Here is a 16,287-nt window from a genome sequence, read left to right as displayed (position 1 = left end):
GGGTCTATGCTAATTCAAGCTGTTGTGAGTTGATTGGTTCTGGTTGATAGTCACGCACATCTATCTTACCAGTTACAGCTTCGGAAATTAAAGCTATGCGGTATTCCTGCATCAATTTGATTTCTTTAAATGCTTTCGCCTTTACCGATTCTATTCTTCTAATATTATCATTAATATGCTGAATTATTTCTATTTGCTCTTTCAAAGATGGAATCGGAATCAATAATTGTTCTATAAAACTCCAACTTGCCCTTGGCATTTTAGACCCATAGGTAGAACTATTCACTTCTTTTATAAAATCACTTGATAGTATTCTATAAAATAGAAACTCAGACCAGATTTCTTCCTTAGGGCGGAAAACCAAAAGTTCACCTGCTGCCACACCTTCTTCTTTTGCTAAGTAAACTTTTGCCAAATATGGTCTTAGCTTACTAAAAAGGACATCACCTTTTATAAAATGTGAACCACATCCTTTAAACTCAAATGAAAGTTCCCCTTCTAATAAACGCCCAGTATTACTTTCAATATTCTCTAATGCTACCTTATGAGAAAGGCTTTTAGTAGATATGCTATCATTAATCAGGTGAACCAGGTACTTTAACTTTTTAGGCTCCCAATGCGCAGGTACTGCACCCAACCAATCAACTCCACTATCTTTTAAAGGGGCATCAGGGTTCAAGCCTTTGGTGACTGCCTCGTTAATGACCGCTGTTTTTTCCTCTTCCAATAAAGCAATCATTTGCTGCTTCTTCTGGATAAGAATATCAAACTGTGATGTTTTGTAATAAAGGAACTCTCCAATTATCCGCTGCTCATTTATTGAAGGCAATGGAACAAACAAGGATTTCAGCAATGATAACGTTATACCTTCCCTTTGCCCATCTCCAACAAGCCCTCTTAACTGCTTATATTTACTTTTAAGAAAAAAGAATAAATAAAGTGGGTTCAGTTTTTCTTCATTACATATAAATCCTGCTAATGATTGATTACATGTAGTTTCTGTTCTAAGTAGAGCAACAGTACCTTTAGTTTTACCTTGACCGTTTAAGGCAATCATTACTGTATCTATGGGTAATATGGAAGCATTAGAATTTTTTAACCCATCATCAGTGATTCTTTCGGCTACTTCATAAACATATTCTTTGTTTACTTCACCAGAAGACATCCATCTTATTGTGCCATTCTCCCAATATTCTGGTCTCTCTTTATTTGGAGTGCCACCCGTTTTAATTTTAGAATAGTAATTTATTTTGGCAAAACCCCATTGTTCAGGTATACTTCCCAACCAATTAAGTCCAGTGTCCTTATAGCTATCATATTTCTTCATCGCCTTATAAAATTAAGAAATAACAGAAGCCACTTCATTGAAAACCTCCTCTTCCAACTTCATGATATCAGCACGAATTTCTTCCAAAGAACGCAATGGTTTGTACTGGTAGAAATACTTGGTAAAGTTAATTTCATAACCCACTTTGGTCTTATCATGGTCTATCCAAGCGTCTGGTACATGTGGTAACACCTCCCGCTCAAAGTATTCTTCTATATCCTCAGTTAAGGGCACGTTCTCGTTGTCTCGCAATGAGGCATCAGGCTTTGGATTGCCTTTTTTATCAGTCACCATTTTACCCTTTTCATCAAGCAATGGTCTCTCAATGGTGATACGGCTGTAGCCGAAATCTTCATTATTGAACAACTTAGAATGTTCCCCCGGCTTGAAGTCACCGTACATCTGGGTTATTTCCTCTATCTGCTTAGGGCTGATTTCATTCCGCTTGTTCCCTAGACTCTTTGACATCTTCTGGTAAAATGAAACAGCATTCACCAGTTGCACCTTACCTTTCCTCTCTTTGGACTTCCGGTTCGTCAGCATCCAGATATAGGTGGAGATGCCTGTATTGTAGAACAACTGATCTGGCAGCGCAATAATAGCTTCCAACAGATCATTCTCAATGATCCACTTCCTGATCTCCGACTCACCGGAACCGGCACCACCTGAGAACAATGGAGAACCGTTGAATACGATACCAATGCGGCTGCCCTCATCGTTCTGCTTCATCTTGCTCACCAGATGTTGCAGGAAGAGCAAAGAACCGTCAGAAATGCGTGGCAGACCCGCCCCAAAACGCCCACCGAATCCTTTCTTTTGGTGCTCGTCCTTTATCTGTTTCTCTGCTTTCTTCCACTCCACCCCGAAAGGCGGGTTGGTAAGGCAATAGTCAAATTTGTGGTTTTCAAGCCCGTCATTGGAGAGTGAGTTACCAAGCTTAATGTTGGTCGGGTTCTGTCCTTTTATGAGCATATCGGCTCTGCAAATGGCATAAGACTCAGGGTTCAACTCCTGCCCAAATACTTCCAGACGAGCCTTTGGGTTCAGTTCTTTCAGGTATTCCTCTGCCACGGATAGCATACCACCGGTGCCTGCACATACATCATACAATGTCTTTACAATACCTTCCTGGGTAAGAATATCACGGTCGTTAAGGAACAAAAGGTTAACCATAAGCCGGATCACCTCCCTTGGGGTAAAATGCTCCCCTGCCGTCTCATTTGATATCTCTGCGAACTTACGGATAAGTTCCTCAAAGATATATCCCATCTCCATGCTGCTTATTTTGCTTGGGTGAAGGTCAATCTCCTGAAACCGCTTTATCACCAAAAACAACAGGTCAGCGTCTTCCAACCGGTTGATCTGATCTTCAAACTTGAAGTACTCAATGATCTCCCTGGAACTGTCAGAGAAACCGTTAATATAGTTTCGTAGGTTGGCAGCCAAGTTATTTGGGTCAGCCACCAATTTGTCAAAGTCAAACTTGCTCCTGTTATGGAAACTCAGCCCCACCTCTGCGTTCAGGATAGGGTCTACGTTTTGGATAGATGTGTTCTTTAACATCTCATACTTACTCAGCACGTTTGGTTTCGTCTTTTCTAGAACACAGTCCAAACGCCTAAGAATAGTTAATGGTAGGATCACTTTGCCATAGTCTGCTTGTTTGTAATCTCCACGCAAAAGGTCTGCCACCGACCAGATGAAATTGGCGTATTCTCTAAAGTTTATCATTATAAGCGTATAGTTCGTCTTTGACTTATTCTTGACAAGATAGCCTTTAGCCTTAATAAAGAAAACCCATAACCTTAGACTGACTGCAATATTTTCATTCTAATCACTCCCAAAAAAGAAAAGCGGCACCGGGGGCTCCGATACCGCTTCTAGCGTAATTCAAAAATTCTTAGGCTTTTAAGTCTTTGTAGGGTGGTTTAAAACCATATCTATTTTTCTTTTCCTAATTTGCCTGTCGTAAACTTCAGGATGGAAACACACACCTTTCATGATACCTCCTTCTAAGCATTCCAAATTGAACTTGAACACAATGAAATCATTAGGTTGGTCATCCCAATCATGAAAGGCTTGAAACAAAACAAACTCCGGCAAGCTTATACTTCTGTAAGTATATTCAACCTCAGCTCCAATATCAGGCTCTTTTATTATAAACTCCTGTTTTATTTCACACCAATCATTTTCATTCCTTGACCCAATAATTACCAGATCATTTAACTTATAAAGTTCAAGAAACAATTCCTTGTCTGATTCATATTCTCTTTCTTGATTCTCCATTTCGTAATCTTCCCACATATTATATTAATTTAGTTGTTAATACCACTTATATAAATTCGTAAAAGATAAGTTTTAAAAATTTTATAATTTATTTCAGGCAGCTATTTTGTCTACAGAAAGACCGTATGTTTCTTTAAATAATCTTTCAACATCCAAGGATGGAGTTATTTTATACTGTTTCACAAAATTTTTTATTACAGTTTTTTTAACCTTGTCAGCATCTTCCTCAAAAACAATTACAGAGTCATGAATTGTAGTCAGAAAAATAGAATTCTTCTTTAACGTTTTTACCACTTTATTAATAATAACATTAGCTTCATAGGTTTGCATTACCTTACTAAGGTACTTATAATCTTCTGTTTTCAGTTTCCTAACAATTTTATAAACATTGGGGAACGCACTTCTAAAAAACATTAATTCTTTAGATTTATCTGAATAATTGTTTTTACAATAAAAAAGAGTAGAGAAAAACAATTGTTTAAATTCTTTCCGGCTGCCTTGGTAACTTATCTCCTTCATCAGGAAGTCATATAGCTTTCCTGACTCGCATAATGTTATATATTTTTTAACATCGTCAGGAATATCAGAACCATACTCTTCAATCAGAAGAGAACAGAAAATAAATGGTTGCGAGTTTTTTATGTCTATGTTAACCAAGGCTTTATCAGGAAATTTTACATGAAAGAGAAATTGCCGGAGACAGCTAGAAAGATTGGTTATAAATGTATAAACTCTTCCAGTATTTTTATCGACCTCAAACGACCACTTCCGATTCCAAAGGTTCATAATGGCGTAAAAATCAGCATTATACTTACGATTCATGATATCAATCAAACTTTCATGGTCTTTGAAATTAGAGCAGCTATATAATTTTCTATCTTTTAAAGGCACTGAATAATAGTCTTTTGTGGTTGAACTATCGACTATTTGAAGGAAGTTATTATATATATTCTTAACCGGTAAACTTTTAATCAAACTTATTGTCTCTGTTAATTTATGGTCTATGTAGTTTAAAGCAGTATCATGGTCAATATGTATATATCTTAGTTGAGAAAGAACGTAATGTGCTTCCTTTGACCATTCAGTGGACTGTTTCTTTTTTAATTTTGTGGCAAACCTTTCATTCAATATCAATACCTCCTTTGCTTTGGATTGGTACTTCCTGGATATCGCATATCCTTTGGACTCTTCATCTGTTTTGAAATGGTTGTCAGTTATTATAACATTCCATCTCAGTAAATCTTCTAATACCTTTTTATACTTACAACCAAGAATTGATTGTAAAGTAGCTGCATGCAATGGAATCAATCCATTTCTTTTCTCTCTCGAGAATATACTCATCTCAATAATTTTAGACAATACATATGCATACTTATCCTGATGATCATTTAAATACCTTTCAGTATTCTCAGCAAGAATTAATTCTTTAAGATTTACTTTACTTGGGATATATAATTTCCTTTCACCCTCTTTTAATACTTTGTTGTTTTTCATATTCAACTTCTTTTTTTATTATTTATATATCCATTATATAAACAACAGGTAGGAAGTTTTAAAAAATTACTCAAAGCAAGTATTAACTTATACATTTAAAAACACTAACTATATTATACAAGTAAAAAGGTATAAAATATACAAAGTTAAAATATTATTTTATTTTCATATAAATCATTAATCTCTTCTCTTACTCTGTATAGGTAATATATATATAGACAGTAAAAAACCCAGTAAAATGCATAGAAATGCTCTTTTTTGAGGTTTTATATATTTTGTATTTTTCACCTTTTTGTTTAACATGTTCCTATTACATTGTATCATCATGTAATACTTTCATTATTAAACTACAACAATCTAACTAAGGCAGATCATTATATAGTCTTTCAATTTCATCTACCGGACTTTTAATCTCTGTTTCAACGGGGATAGTGCCCACCAGGTCAACATCTATTTTTAAATTATTCAACGCTTCCTTAAACCCACTGATTTCGATTCTGAGGTTCAAACCATTAACATCATCACTCATAAATTTGATTACTATACCTCTACTACTCATCATTTATATAATTTTTATATTGTATATATCCGTGGCAAAACCCATATCAGGAAAAATCCCCAAAATTGGTGGAAAAAAAGTAGAAAGTGGAAAACCTAAATAGATATATACCTATAAAAGGAAAGGATATGAATAGGTTTAAAAGTATAAAGGCAAGAGTTAGAACGATGCAGGAATTGGATGTGGCAATCTTGATGCTTCAAAAAAACGGTTATCACTTAAACAAATCTGAGACCCTGGATTTAGCTGTCAGAAGGCTGATAGAAGCTATAAAAAAAATGAAATAAATTTTATGTTAGAGGAATTAATCGAAAAAGGCAAAGTAAGTTATATGACCAAAATCGGAAATATATCTTATTGTATCACTTTGATTATGAATGAGAAAATAGAAATACACTATGACTATATGGTTTCCATAAACAGCCTAGAACCAGAATTGGAACGTATTATACATAATCAACTACAAACGTGTAAGTATAGGACAATTGCTATTTGTTTAATGGAAACTATAGCTTACCCACCCTTACCGCTCATTCAATTATTAAATTTAGTGGTTTCGATAGAAGATACACAAGATGGTCAACCAGTTATTTATAAAGATAAAATTCCAATTTTATCATATAACCAATTCACTCAGATTCTTGAACATGAGTAAGCTGTATCATTCAAAATATTGGGTTAAACTTTGTTTCGTTCCATTTATTGGTACATTGTATAAAGAAAAATGTAATCGCCATGAAATCTTTAAAAGACATTCAACAACAATATTTTGGGAAGCACATCCCCTATTCAATTTTGTTAAGTCTAGAAGAGTGGAAGGCAAAAAGAAAGGAAATCATAGATAGGGCTAAGAACACATGCGAAAAATGCAAAGAAGAATGCATTGAAGGGTACATGCCCACATTGGTAGGCTCTATTACTGTAGAACGCCCATACATTTGGGAAGAGGTAGAAAGGGAAATAGAAATAAAAGATTTTTATTCAGGCGAAGTGATTGACACTTATACTGTGCCCGATGTAATAATATCTTTCCAGAATGATCCACTTTTCGCTCACGTTCACCATACATATTATCTGGCTAACCGGCTGCCGTGGGAATATCCGAATGAAAGCTTACTATTAGTTTGTCATAAATGCCATCTTAAAATACACCAGGAAGAATCTATACCTTTCTATCAGGATGAAAAGCAATCAAGCTTTAAAAATCTTACTCCATGTAATAGGTGTGATGGAACAGGGCATTTACCCCAATATGATCACGTAGAGAATGGAATCTGTTTCCGCTGCAACGGCAACTGCTTTGAGGAATGGATAGACTAAACAGGTTAGTTACCACAAAAAGCTTTTCCCTTTTTTAAAGTTTGGAATGAACGATTCTTACAACAAGGTTTAAAAGTTGAATAATAGTCTTACTACATTTTTAATGTTCTGTTTTTCTTCATATAGTCATTCAAACAGGTCCAATAGACTCTATAAAGCTTTCTAGTAAAATTTACAAAAGCTTTAAAATCCTTAGAACTCAAACCCCCTCTCTAATTTAAATAAAGTGGGATTTAAGTTCTACAAAAGGTGATCCTTATATTTTTCCTTTTATTCTTATACCAAATTATTTCCTAAATTTTTTACCTGATGTTCCAGTGGTAGAGACCCGTCAATGCAAAGCTTGTTTCATGTTGGCTATCTATTTCATCCAGGTAAACGTAGCATTTCTCTTTGTCCACTCCCTTGATTAGGAACTTAGCCCCCTTATTAAATAGAATTTCTTGTTCCGGAGGATTATTGGTTAAATTAGATATATCTCTTGCTAGGCTATTTTTAGGTAATGTTTGAATTTGCCATACAAGTTGATCATTCCCCCAATCTTCTTTAGAAGTTGACAAGAAGTATGGTAAAACAAAAGTACGCCCCATCTTAGATTCAAACCAGTTTAACACCTCTTCGTCATCTGAAACCTCCGTCTCCATTCTAAACGCCAATGCATTGTTAAATGGGGGTATTTTGTTCAGCACGAAACTTAGATACTCTGAATAAAGGATTTTATCAGCACGCTTATGTGTATTCCCATTTCTTAGATCATGGTTAACCCAACTTGATGTTTTGCTGGCGGTATACGTCAAAACAAGAAATGCTTCCTCTTCGGTCAGGTTATGATCTATCATACCCTTTAGATTCCTGTCTAGTTTGACGTCTCCATTCCTGTAACTATCGAACCAGACTTTGAATCCACGGAATGAATCCCTAAGGTTGTCATCCCAATTTTTTTCTAACTGGTCATTCAGACTGAAAAGCTTCTCAATATCAATCATGTGTAAATCATAAGTTATGGTCACTATTTAAGATCAGTTTCAATATTCAGACTTCTAACTATAACTAAATAAAAACTATGCGTGAATTGGTAAAAAGAGAAATCGACAAATTCATATGTCAATAATCAAGGCTGCATCTAATGTAAGGGAGGTTGAAGCAGTATTAGATGTATTTACCAGGATGAGGGCGCTGACAGACGAACTTCCGGTCGGTACTGGTAAAACCGGTGCAAAGCGTGGGCTTAAACCAAAGGCACAGCAGTAATAGATTCATTTTTGATCTAAGACGGTCTAAGCCATTTTAAGAGGCAGCTATAAAAGTAGCTGTCTCTTTCACTTCAATGCCATACAGAAGCTTCTAACTACCTAGAATATTGTATTAGATTTATATCCTCCATGAATAGCCTATACTAACATTGGTGCCAGTTGTACTAACAAATCTAAAAAAAGTTAGTACAATTAAAAGCCTTAAAAGCATAAAAGCCTGACTATCAAAATGATAATCAGGCTTTACTGTTAGTACAATGTTGTCCGACCAGGTTTCGAACCTGGACTCTTCTGAACCAAAATCAGACGTGTTGCCAGTTACACCATCGGACAATCTCCCTTAGACAGCGTTGCTATCGTTTGGTGATGCAAAGGTAGGAAAGATTTTATTCAGCGCAAATTTTAGGAATAAAATTTTTCAGAAAATTTATTCCATAATCCGCTCCAGGGCGGTGTCATAGCTGTTTTTGATGTCCTGGATAGCATGGAACGTCTCCCCGTCTACCACGCAGTTCTGGGCCGTTACCGTACCAAGTTTCGTGAAAGTCAGGCCGTTGCCAGACACCAGTTTCTCAAACGCCTCCTGCTGGGCAGGGCTTACGCTTACCACCACGCGGCTCTGGCTCTCGCCGAACAGGTAGGCATCTTTCCGGAAATTTTTATCGGTGACCACGTCAAACCCGAACTCATTGGCCATGGCAGATTCCAGCAAGGTGATGTACAGACCACCGTCGGCACAGTCATGGGCAGATTGTACCAAACGTGCTTCAATCAACTCTTTCACGGTCTTCTGCACCAGTAGTTCCTCGTCCATGTCAAAAGCAGGGGCCGGTGACAGTTTCACGCCTTGGTACGAGTACAGGTATTCGCTGGAAGCGATGTCATTTTTAGCGGCACCTAATAAATAGATGGCATCCCCTTCGTTCTGGAACGCCAGGGTCATCACGTTGGCTTTGTCCTCCACAATGCCCAGCATACCAATAGTTGGGGTCGGGAACACAGGTCCTTCATCTGACGACTGGTTGTAAAAGCTCACGTTTCCGCCGGTCACGGGCGTACCCAGGGCAGTACACGCTTTGCCCATGCCTTTGATAGCGCCCACAAACTGCCAGTACACCTCGGGCACATACGGGTTCCCGAAGTTGAGGCAGTTGGTAATGGCCACAGGCTCACCGCCCGAGCAGACAATGTTACGGGCGGCTTCGGCCACGGCAATGGCAGTGCCCTGCTCAGGGTCGGCGTTTACGTAGCGGCTGTTGCAGTCAACGGTGATGGCAATGGCTTTGTCAGACCCTTTCACCTTCACAATGCCTGCATCTGCCGGGCGGTTGGTGGTGAGGGTAGACGCGCCAATCATGGAGTCATATTGCTTGTACACCCAGCGCTTAGAGGCAATATTGGGGTGCGTGGCCAAAAACTCAGCTACTTCTTTATAGTTAGTTGGCTCCTGCACCGAGTCAATGGTGAATTTCTGGGCTTCTGCAAAGTACGCTGGCTCGCGGTATTCTCTATGATATACGGGAGCACCGCCTCCCAAAACTAAATCTTCGGCGGGCACATCAGCCACTAGCTCACCGTTCTGGTAGTAGCGTAGGCGTTTGGTATCGGTTACTTCGCCAATCTGGGCGCAGGACATATCCCACTTGTCGCAGATTTGGTAAATCAGGTCTTCAGAGCCTTTTTCCATGACCACTAGCATGCGCTCCTGGCTTTCAGAAAGCAGAATCTCGAAGGGTTGCATGTTGGCCTGGCGGGTAGGCACCTTGTCTAGCCAGATTTCCATGCCGCTTTCGCCTTTGGCGCTCATTTCAGAAGTAGAGCAGGTAATCCCGGCCGCACCCATGTCTTGCATGCCTACCACTTTGCCGGTTTCCAGAATCTCCAGCGTGGCTTCCAGCAAAAGTTTCTCCTGGAACGGGTCACCCACTTGCACAGACGGCAAGTCGTTCACAGAATCCTCGGTGATATCTTTACTGGCAAACGCCGCGCCGTGTATCCCGTCTTTGCCGGTGGCAGAACCGATGATAAATACCGGGTTTCCTGCTCCGTGCGAGGTGGCGCTGGCGGTTTTACCTACTTCCACAATACCCGCCGAAAAGGCGTTCACCAGCGGGTTCACGTTGTAGCAGTCGTCAAAGAACAGCTCGCCGCCCACGGTGGGTATCCCGAACGCGTTGCCGTAATCGCCAATTCCTTTCACCACGCCTCTTAACAGACGCTTGGTTTTGTCTGAGTTCAGGTTCCCGAAACGCAGGGAGTTCAGCTGCGCGATGGGCCGGGCACCCATGGTAAAGATATCGCGGTTAATGCCGCCCACGCCCGTGGCCGCGCCTTGGTACGGCTCCAAGGCCGACGGGTGGTTGTGTGATTCTATTTTGAAAGAGCAGGCCAAACCGCCGCCAATGTCTACCAGACCGGCGTTCTCTTCGCCCGCCTTCGCCAGCATGCGCGGCGAGTCTTTGGGCAGGGTTTTGAGCCACACAATGGAGTTTTTGTACGAGCAGTGCTCAGACCACATCACTGAGAAAATACTCAATTCAGTGAAGTTGGGCGTGCGGCCCAGTATTTCTTTGATGCGGTCAAACTCTTCGGGTAACAGGCCCAGTTTCTGGGCGGTATCAACGGTGGTGAGCGTGGTCTGGGTTTCCAAGACGGATGTTGGTTTGGTAAGACGAGGGCAAAAATAAAGATTTCTTTGAGAAGCAGCGGCCTAAATGCACACTCTTTTACTAGGCGTTTCCGGCCTGTTTTTCAGAAAACAGCTCCAAAACAGGAAACTTCAGCTCTGGACTTCCCTTGTGAGCACCGGAAATTCCTCAACCCAAGCCGTGGCTTGCCAGCGCCATGTGTGCTTGCTGCCCCACCCTTTCCCCTGCCAACAGGGATCTCCCCTGGCTACCCCTGCAGAATGTTCCCCTCTCAGGAGAGCCTTGCCCTTCCGGAATTCTACTCCGGAAGCAATCTGCCAGGGAGTTCAACTCCCCTTTTTATCTGCGGCTCCCGGCGGAGTGGAACTCCGCAGCAGGCAGGTTCGGGAGTAGAACTCCCGAATAGCTGGACCAGCTGGACGGAACCTCCCGAACAGCTTGGGCTAAAAACAAAGGCACCTATTCTCTTTTGTCCTCCTGTGAGGATCTTGGTGGAGAACAAGAGAAACCTGTTTTGACTGCCTCTGCCGTTCGCCTGCCAGGTTCTTCCAGAATTATGCGAGCTGGGCAGTGCGTTTCCGGGCTGTTTTTCTGAAAACTGCGTCAAAATGAAGGAATTGTTACGACTAGGTTAGTGAGTTGTGACGGGCCGGTTAAGTTTTGGTTAAGCTTGCCGGCGGGGCTGGATTGGCTCCAAAGGACTTCGTAGACTTACACAGGTTCTCAAATTAACCGCCCGAAACCATGGCAACTACAGAGAAAAACACCGTCACGCTGGTAGTCTACTACAACGCCACCCAACCCATTGCCACACTTATCTTAGACAAGGAAGACGAATATCTGGCGTGGCTGGTAGACAGCCTGGACGTGGTTCCCTGCGGAAACTACTATTGCCTGCGGCTGACCTGCGCGCAGGAGTTCCGGCAGGCCCGCCGCATTTTCCCGGCCATTGGCTTCACCAGCCGGCATGTGCGGTTTAGGGGAGTTTTAAGAAAAGCAGCCCAGAAACGCATTTCTCCCTCGGCGGCGCCGGAAGAAAGAACGGTGGTTTTTCAGGAGCAGCCCACCACGTTTGCGGTGAAACTGGCCGCCTTCACCGGGCTTCGGTTTGACTGGATAAAGTCTGTTTTCAAAACCTCGTTAACCGGCATATAAGATGACTACCGCCACCACCCTTTGGTTCTACCTGAAATCGGCTTCGCCAATCTACACCTACACATTGCCCAGTCAGGACAAGCGGCTCCCGCAGGTGTTGGAAGATGTGCGCATGATTAAGCACGGCAGCCACATTTTCATTCATTTGCGCAGTGAGTTTGAGTGGGAACGGGCCCTGCATTTGCTAGGCGAAACCAAAATAGCCAACCGACTTTCCCCTTCCTCGGCGGCTTAGTTATTACGCTTCTCCCGGCCCATTTTGGCTGATAACCCGCTCGTATTGATAATACCAACGCCGGTACCGCAGAAAAGAAAACGCCAGAAACAACAAAGCCACCAGCCAAAGCGGCGGCGACAGCAGAAACCCTAGCAGCAGCCCCATGAACAGGAAAAACACTTGCTGCAAGTACGTTTCCTGCGCAGAACCGGGCCGGTAGAGCAGTGTCAAAAGCAGCAAGAGGTACCCCACCCCGAACAGGCAAAGCTGCCCCAAAGGCCAAAGCGTTTCCCAGTGCCCGGCAAACCTGAACAGGAAAAAGAACTCTGGCAACAGCAGCACCCCAAACAACAGCGCTTGCTGCAAGATTCTAGCCGCAGACGTAAACGGTAACTGCCGGATCACCTTCAATTCCGCCTCCTGAAACTCTTGGACCCGTTGCACCAGCATGGCATGCGCCGTGGCGGCAATCAAGAAACCTACCTGTGTTGGTCGTAGGTCAAATTCCGGGTACGGGTACAGGTGCATGAACCCCAGCAACACAGCCACCGCCAACAATTTGGTCAGGAGCAGCATGACCGGTTCCTGGTGCAGGAAAAACCGGAGCGGCCACAAAAACGGCGGCCACGGCCAGGAAGGCAGTTTCAACCAGGGCTTTCCGCGCTGCGGAACTCTATAGCCCGAAAGCTTTTTCTGCAGAAGTTTCACCGTCACCAGCAGCAAGCCCACCTGAAACACCAGTACCAGTAACATAGCCCAATAGCTACCCGTGTACACGCCTACAATTCCCAGCCACCCCGTGTACGCCACCGCCGGGAGAAACACGCCCAAATACGCCTTCGCCCAACTGAACCTCAGCTCCTTTTCTGGCAGCAACGAAGCCAGGTACAGAAACTCGTTCTCCGGCGCTTGCAGCACTTTCAAGAGGAATTGCAGACATTTTAGGTAGTACAGGAAGAACACGCCCAGTACCAGCAACGTGAACATCGGCGAAGCCGCCACCCCAGACAAAAACATGGGGCTGATTAAGAACGAGGCCGGTTGCTGCACTCCAAACATCAGGAAAAACACCACCAGAAAGAAACCGGCGTTTCTGGTGTAGAACTGTTGCACCACCACCTTGCGCAGCACCGCGTCCAGGGCCTTCATCTTACGCGTTGGTGACTAAAGTGAGCATTTGGTTTTGCACCAGCCACGTGGCGGTGAGCGGCAAATCTGGCATTTCAATGTCCTGGTGCGAGGTCAGCAGGAAACTAACGCCTTGCCCGTGGCACGCCTTAATTAAAGCGTACATGGCTTGCACGGTGGCGGTATCCAGGGTGATGAGCGGCTCGTCCAGTAGAATCAGGCGTGGCGTGCCCAGAAACGCCAGCACCAGCGACAGCTTCTTCTGCATGCCGCTGGAATACGTGCCCGTGGCTTTGTGCAGAAACTCTTCCGCACCTAAAGCCTTGGCTAACTGCGCCGCCTGCCCGTGCGGGGCTTGGCGGGCTTTGGCAAACAGGTTCACCAGTTCCTGCCCCGTAATAAAGGACGGGTACAGCGGCTCAGCTTCGCCGAAACTGATGTGTTGCCGATGGAGCACCGGCTGTTGCGACAGCGCCACCGTTCCATTTAAAAAGAGGTCTCCTTTATACGGCAGCAACCCCGCCAGCACTTTAAACAAAGTGGTCTTGCCCGAGCCGTTCCGGCCTTTGACCCAGTGAATGCCCGGCGGCACCGTGAGTTGCTGAATCTCCAGCACGGGTGCGTCTGCGTAAGATTTAGAGAAGCCTTGAAAGGTGAGCATAGTTAGACACGCATTTGGTTTTAAAACTACCTGCGTTTCAAATTAGTATGGCGGGCGCAATGAAAATAACCAGGCACCTGTTTTCGGCCTGTTTTTGGGAAAACAGGCCGAAAACAGGTGCCTCCTGCGCCGCTTTCCTTACCGGCAAAAAGCCGCCTAAAACTTTTTCACTACTTCTATGGAAATCAAGACAGAATGCCCTATTTTTGCAGCCTGAAAGAAGTGAGTATCTATCTAAATTCTTATAAACCAACCAAATGGCGAATATTGGCAGAATTACCCAAGTAATCGGCCCTGTAGTGGACGTTAGCTTTTCGGGTGAGAATTCTAAGTTGCCCAACATCATGGATGCCCTGGTAGTGACGAAGGACAACGGTGCCCGCGTGGTACTGGAGACCCAGCAGCACTTAGGCGAAGACAGAGTACGTACCATTGCCATGGACGCAACCGAAGGGTTGACCCGCGGCATGGAAGTAACTGACCTGGCGGCTCCTATCTCTATGCCTACCGGCGACAACGTGCTAGGCCGTCTGTTCAACGTGATTGGTGATGCCATTGACGGTATTCCGCAGCCTGCCAGCCAACTGGACCTGCCTATTCACCGCAATGCGCCTAAATTTGAAGACCTTTCTACCTCTACTGAGGTATTATACACCGGTATCAAAGTAATTGACCTGATTGAGCCTTACTCTAAAGGAGGTAAAATCGGTTTGTTCGGGGGTGCCGGGGTAGGTAAAACCGTATTGATCCAGGAGTTGATCAACAACATCGCCAAAGGCCACGGTGGTCTTTCTGTGTTTGCCGGGGTGGGTGAGCGTACCCGTGAAGGGAACGACTTGCTGCGTGAGATGATTGAGTCTGGCATCGTGAAATACGGTGACGAGTTCATGGAATCTATGGAGCACGGCGGCTGGGACTTGTCTAAAGTAGACGCTAACGCGTTGAAAGAGTCTAAAGCTACCTTCGTGTTCGGGCAGATGAACGAGCCTCCTGGGGCCCGTGCCCGTGTGGCCTTGTCTGGTTTGACCATTGCCGAGTCTTTCCGGGACGGTGACGGTACCGGTGCCGGCCGTGACATCCTTTTCTTCATTGACAACATCTTCCGTTTCACCCAGGCAGGTTCTGAGGTATCAGCCCTTTTGGGTCGTATGCCTTCTGCGGTGGGGTATCAGCCAACCTTGGCTACGGAGATGGGTGCCATGCAAGAGCGTATCACGTCTACCAAGCGTGGCTCTATCACGTCTGTACAGGCCGTTTACGTACCTGCAGATGACTTGACGGATCCGGCTCCAGCAACCACCTTTGCTCACTTGGATGCCACCACCGTACTTTCCCGTAAAATCTCTGAGCTTGGTATCTACCCTGCGGTAGACCCTCTGGATTCTACGTCCCGTATCTTGACCGCTGACATTGTAGGCGAAGAGCACTACAACACTGCCCAGCGCGTGAAAGAGATCCTGCAGCGTTACAAAGAACTGCAAGACATCATCGCCATCTTGGGTATGGACGAATTGTCTGAAGAAGACAAACTGGTAGTTCACAGAGCGCGCCGTGTGCAGCGTTTCTTGTCGCAGCCGTTCCACGTAGCCGAGCAGTTCACCGGCTTGAAAGGGGTATTGGTTGACATCAAAGACACCATCAGAGGCTTCAACGAGATCATGGACGGTAAGCATGACAACCTGCCTGAGGCCGCCTTCAACCTGGTAGGTACCATTGAAGACGCCGTTGCCAAAGGACAGAAAATGCTGGCCGAAGCAAAGTAAACTTTGAGTTCTGAGTCTTGAGTTCTGAGTCTTGAGTCTTCTAAAGATTCTAGTTCAGAGTTTAAGACTCAGAATATAATTAGTTTTATTCCTTCTAAGTCCTAATTCTGAATTTATCAAAAGATAGACTCAAGACTCAAGACTCAGAACTCAGAACTCATAGCAATGTATTTAGAGATCATCACCCCAGATAAGAGAGTATTTGAAGGCGACGTGACTTCAGTGAAGTTTCCGGGCATCAATGGTGGGTTTGAAGTGTTGAACAATCACGCCGCCCTCATCAGTGCCCTGGCCAACGGACCGGTGCGCATTACCCCTGCCTCTGGTGCTCCCGTTGAGTTCCAGATTGACGGTGGGGTGGTAGAAGTGCTGGACAACAAAATCATTGTACTGGCCGAAGCTGTCACTGCCTAAGTCTTTCCTGTTTTCATCTTTGAAAGCCCGCCCTTCTGCCAAGAAGGCGGGCTTTCGCTTTT

At 43.8% G+C, this 16,287-nt stretch carries 17 protein-coding genes and 1 tRNA gene; 8 read left to right on the top strand and 10 right to left on the bottom strand.

The genetic code is table 11. From position 1 onward, the window contains the following. Positions 1-4: 4 nt before the first annotated feature. From FHS90_RS13875 to FHS90_RS13855, 5 genes are all read right to left on the bottom strand, one after another. Positions 5-1,327, bottom strand: a complete 1,323-nt coding sequence (locus FHS90_RS13875) for a restriction endonuclease subunit S (protein ID WP_182513473.1) — start codon at positions 1,325-1,327, stop codon at positions 5-7. A 12-nt stretch (positions 1,328-1,339) separates the two neighbouring features. Beyond that, entirely contained in the window at positions 1,340-3,058 is a 1,719-nt protein-coding gene (locus tag FHS90_RS13870; protein ID WP_182513472.1) for a type I restriction-modification system subunit M, read from the bottom strand. Between the two features lie 177 nt (positions 3,059-3,235). Beyond that, positions 3,236-3,631, bottom strand: a complete 396-nt coding sequence (locus FHS90_RS13865; protein ID WP_182513471.1) for a hypothetical protein — start codon at positions 3,629-3,631, stop codon at positions 3,236-3,238. A gap of 75 nt (positions 3,632-3,706) precedes the next feature. After that, positions 3,707-5,107, bottom strand: coding sequence for a hypothetical protein (locus FHS90_RS13860; RefSeq protein WP_182513470.1), 1,401 nt, complete (start codon positions 5,105-5,107; stop codon positions 3,707-3,709). A 361-nt stretch (positions 5,108-5,468) separates the two neighbouring features. Next, positions 5,469-5,669 (bottom strand): hypothetical protein, encoded by a 201-nt coding sequence (locus FHS90_RS13855; protein WP_182513469.1) that lies wholly within the window; start codon positions 5,667-5,669, stop codon positions 5,469-5,471. 83 nt (positions 5,670-5,752) lie between these two features. Here FHS90_RS13855 and FHS90_RS13850 point away from each other — a divergent pair, with 83 nt between their 5' ends. The 3 genes from FHS90_RS13850 to FHS90_RS13840 all read left to right on the top strand — a co-directional run bounded on the left by FHS90_RS13850 (position 5,753) and on the right by FHS90_RS13840 (position 6,986). Next, positions 5,753-5,953, top strand: a complete 201-nt coding sequence (locus FHS90_RS13850) for a hypothetical protein (RefSeq protein WP_182513468.1) — start codon at positions 5,753-5,755, stop codon at positions 5,951-5,953. 5 nt (positions 5,954-5,958) lie between these two features. Further along, complete coding sequence (locus tag FHS90_RS13845) at positions 5,959-6,321, top strand: hypothetical protein (RefSeq protein WP_182513467.1); 363 nt, start codon at positions 5,959-5,961, stop codon at positions 6,319-6,321. Positions 6,322-6,401: 80 nt separating this feature from the next. Further along, complete coding sequence (locus FHS90_RS13840) at positions 6,402-6,986, top strand: hypothetical protein (RefSeq protein WP_182513466.1); 585 nt, start codon at positions 6,402-6,404, stop codon at positions 6,984-6,986. Positions 6,987-7,288: 302 nt separating this feature from the next. Here FHS90_RS13840 and FHS90_RS13835 read toward each other — a convergent pair whose 3' ends face one another. Further along, the gene (locus FHS90_RS13835; protein WP_182513465.1) at positions 7,289-7,972 is read right to left on the bottom strand and encodes an ADP-ribosyltransferase; all 684 of its coding nucleotides are present in this window, start codon (positions 7,970-7,972) and stop codon (positions 7,289-7,291) included. Positions 7,973-8,087: 115 nt separating this feature from the next. On the opposite strand from FHS90_RS13835, the gene FHS90_RS13830 reads away from it, so the two are divergent. After that, positions 8,088-8,237 (top strand): hypothetical protein, encoded by a 150-nt coding sequence (locus tag FHS90_RS13830; protein WP_182513464.1) that lies wholly within the window; start codon positions 8,088-8,090, stop codon positions 8,235-8,237. A 262-nt stretch (positions 8,238-8,499) separates the two neighbouring features. Here FHS90_RS13830 and FHS90_RS13825 read toward each other — a convergent pair. Further along, positions 8,500-8,572, bottom strand: a tRNA-Gln gene (locus FHS90_RS13825). 94 nt (positions 8,573-8,666) lie between these two features. Then, positions 8,667-10,889 carry a phosphoribosylformylglycinamidine synthase subunit PurL gene (purL, locus tag FHS90_RS13820; RefSeq protein ID WP_182513463.1) on the bottom strand — a complete coding sequence of 741 codons (2,223 nt, stop codon included), beginning with the start codon at positions 10,887-10,889 and terminating at the stop codon, positions 8,667-8,669. Positions 10,890-11,631: 742 nt separating this feature from the next. Here purL and FHS90_RS13815 point away from each other — a divergent pair. Together FHS90_RS13815 and FHS90_RS13810 are read left to right on the top strand one after the other, a co-directional pair. Next, a complete protein-coding gene (locus FHS90_RS13815) occupies positions 11,632-12,042 on the top strand; it encodes a hypothetical protein (RefSeq protein WP_066829754.1) in 411 nt (136 codons plus the stop codon). A gap of 1 nt (position 12,043) precedes the next feature. Then, positions 12,044-12,277: a hypothetical protein gene (locus FHS90_RS13810; protein ID WP_182513462.1), complete on the top strand. Its 234-nt coding sequence runs from the start codon at positions 12,044-12,046 to the stop codon at positions 12,275-12,277. 3 nt (positions 12,278-12,280) lie between these two features. On the opposite strand, the gene FHS90_RS13805 is transcribed toward FHS90_RS13810, so the two are convergent. Together FHS90_RS13805 and FHS90_RS13800 are read right to left on the bottom strand one after the other, a co-directional pair. Beyond that, positions 12,281-13,408, bottom strand: a complete 1,128-nt coding sequence (locus FHS90_RS13805; protein ID WP_182513461.1) for a hypothetical protein — start codon at positions 13,406-13,408, stop codon at positions 12,281-12,283. Position 13,409: 1 nt separating this feature from the next. Continuing rightward, positions 13,410-14,048 (bottom strand): ABC transporter ATP-binding protein, encoded by a 639-nt coding sequence (locus tag FHS90_RS13800; RefSeq protein WP_182513460.1) that lies wholly within the window; start codon positions 14,046-14,048, stop codon positions 13,410-13,412. A 257-nt stretch (positions 14,049-14,305) separates the two neighbouring features. Here FHS90_RS13800 and atpD point away from each other — a divergent pair, with 257 nt between their 5' ends. Further along, the gene (gene atpD, locus FHS90_RS13795; protein ID WP_066829767.1) at positions 14,306-15,811 is read left to right on the top strand and encodes a F0F1 ATP synthase subunit beta; all 1,506 of its coding nucleotides are present in this window, start codon (positions 14,306-14,308) and stop codon (positions 15,809-15,811) included. Positions 15,812-15,976: 165 nt separating this feature from the next. Continuing rightward, a complete protein-coding gene (atpC, locus tag FHS90_RS13790) occupies positions 15,977-16,225 on the top strand; it encodes an ATP synthase F1 subunit epsilon (protein WP_066829770.1) in 249 nt (82 codons plus the stop codon). The last annotated feature ends 62 nt before the right edge of the window (positions 16,226-16,287 follow it).

This window comes from Rufibacter ruber (assembly GCF_014138425.1).
In the GTDB taxonomy this organism is placed as follows: domain Bacteria; phylum Bacteroidota; class Bacteroidia; order Cytophagales; family Hymenobacteraceae; genus Nibribacter; species Nibribacter ruber_C.
The sequence above is the reverse complement of the archived record's forward strand: the minus strand, read 5'-3'. Positions and strand labels throughout refer to the sequence as shown.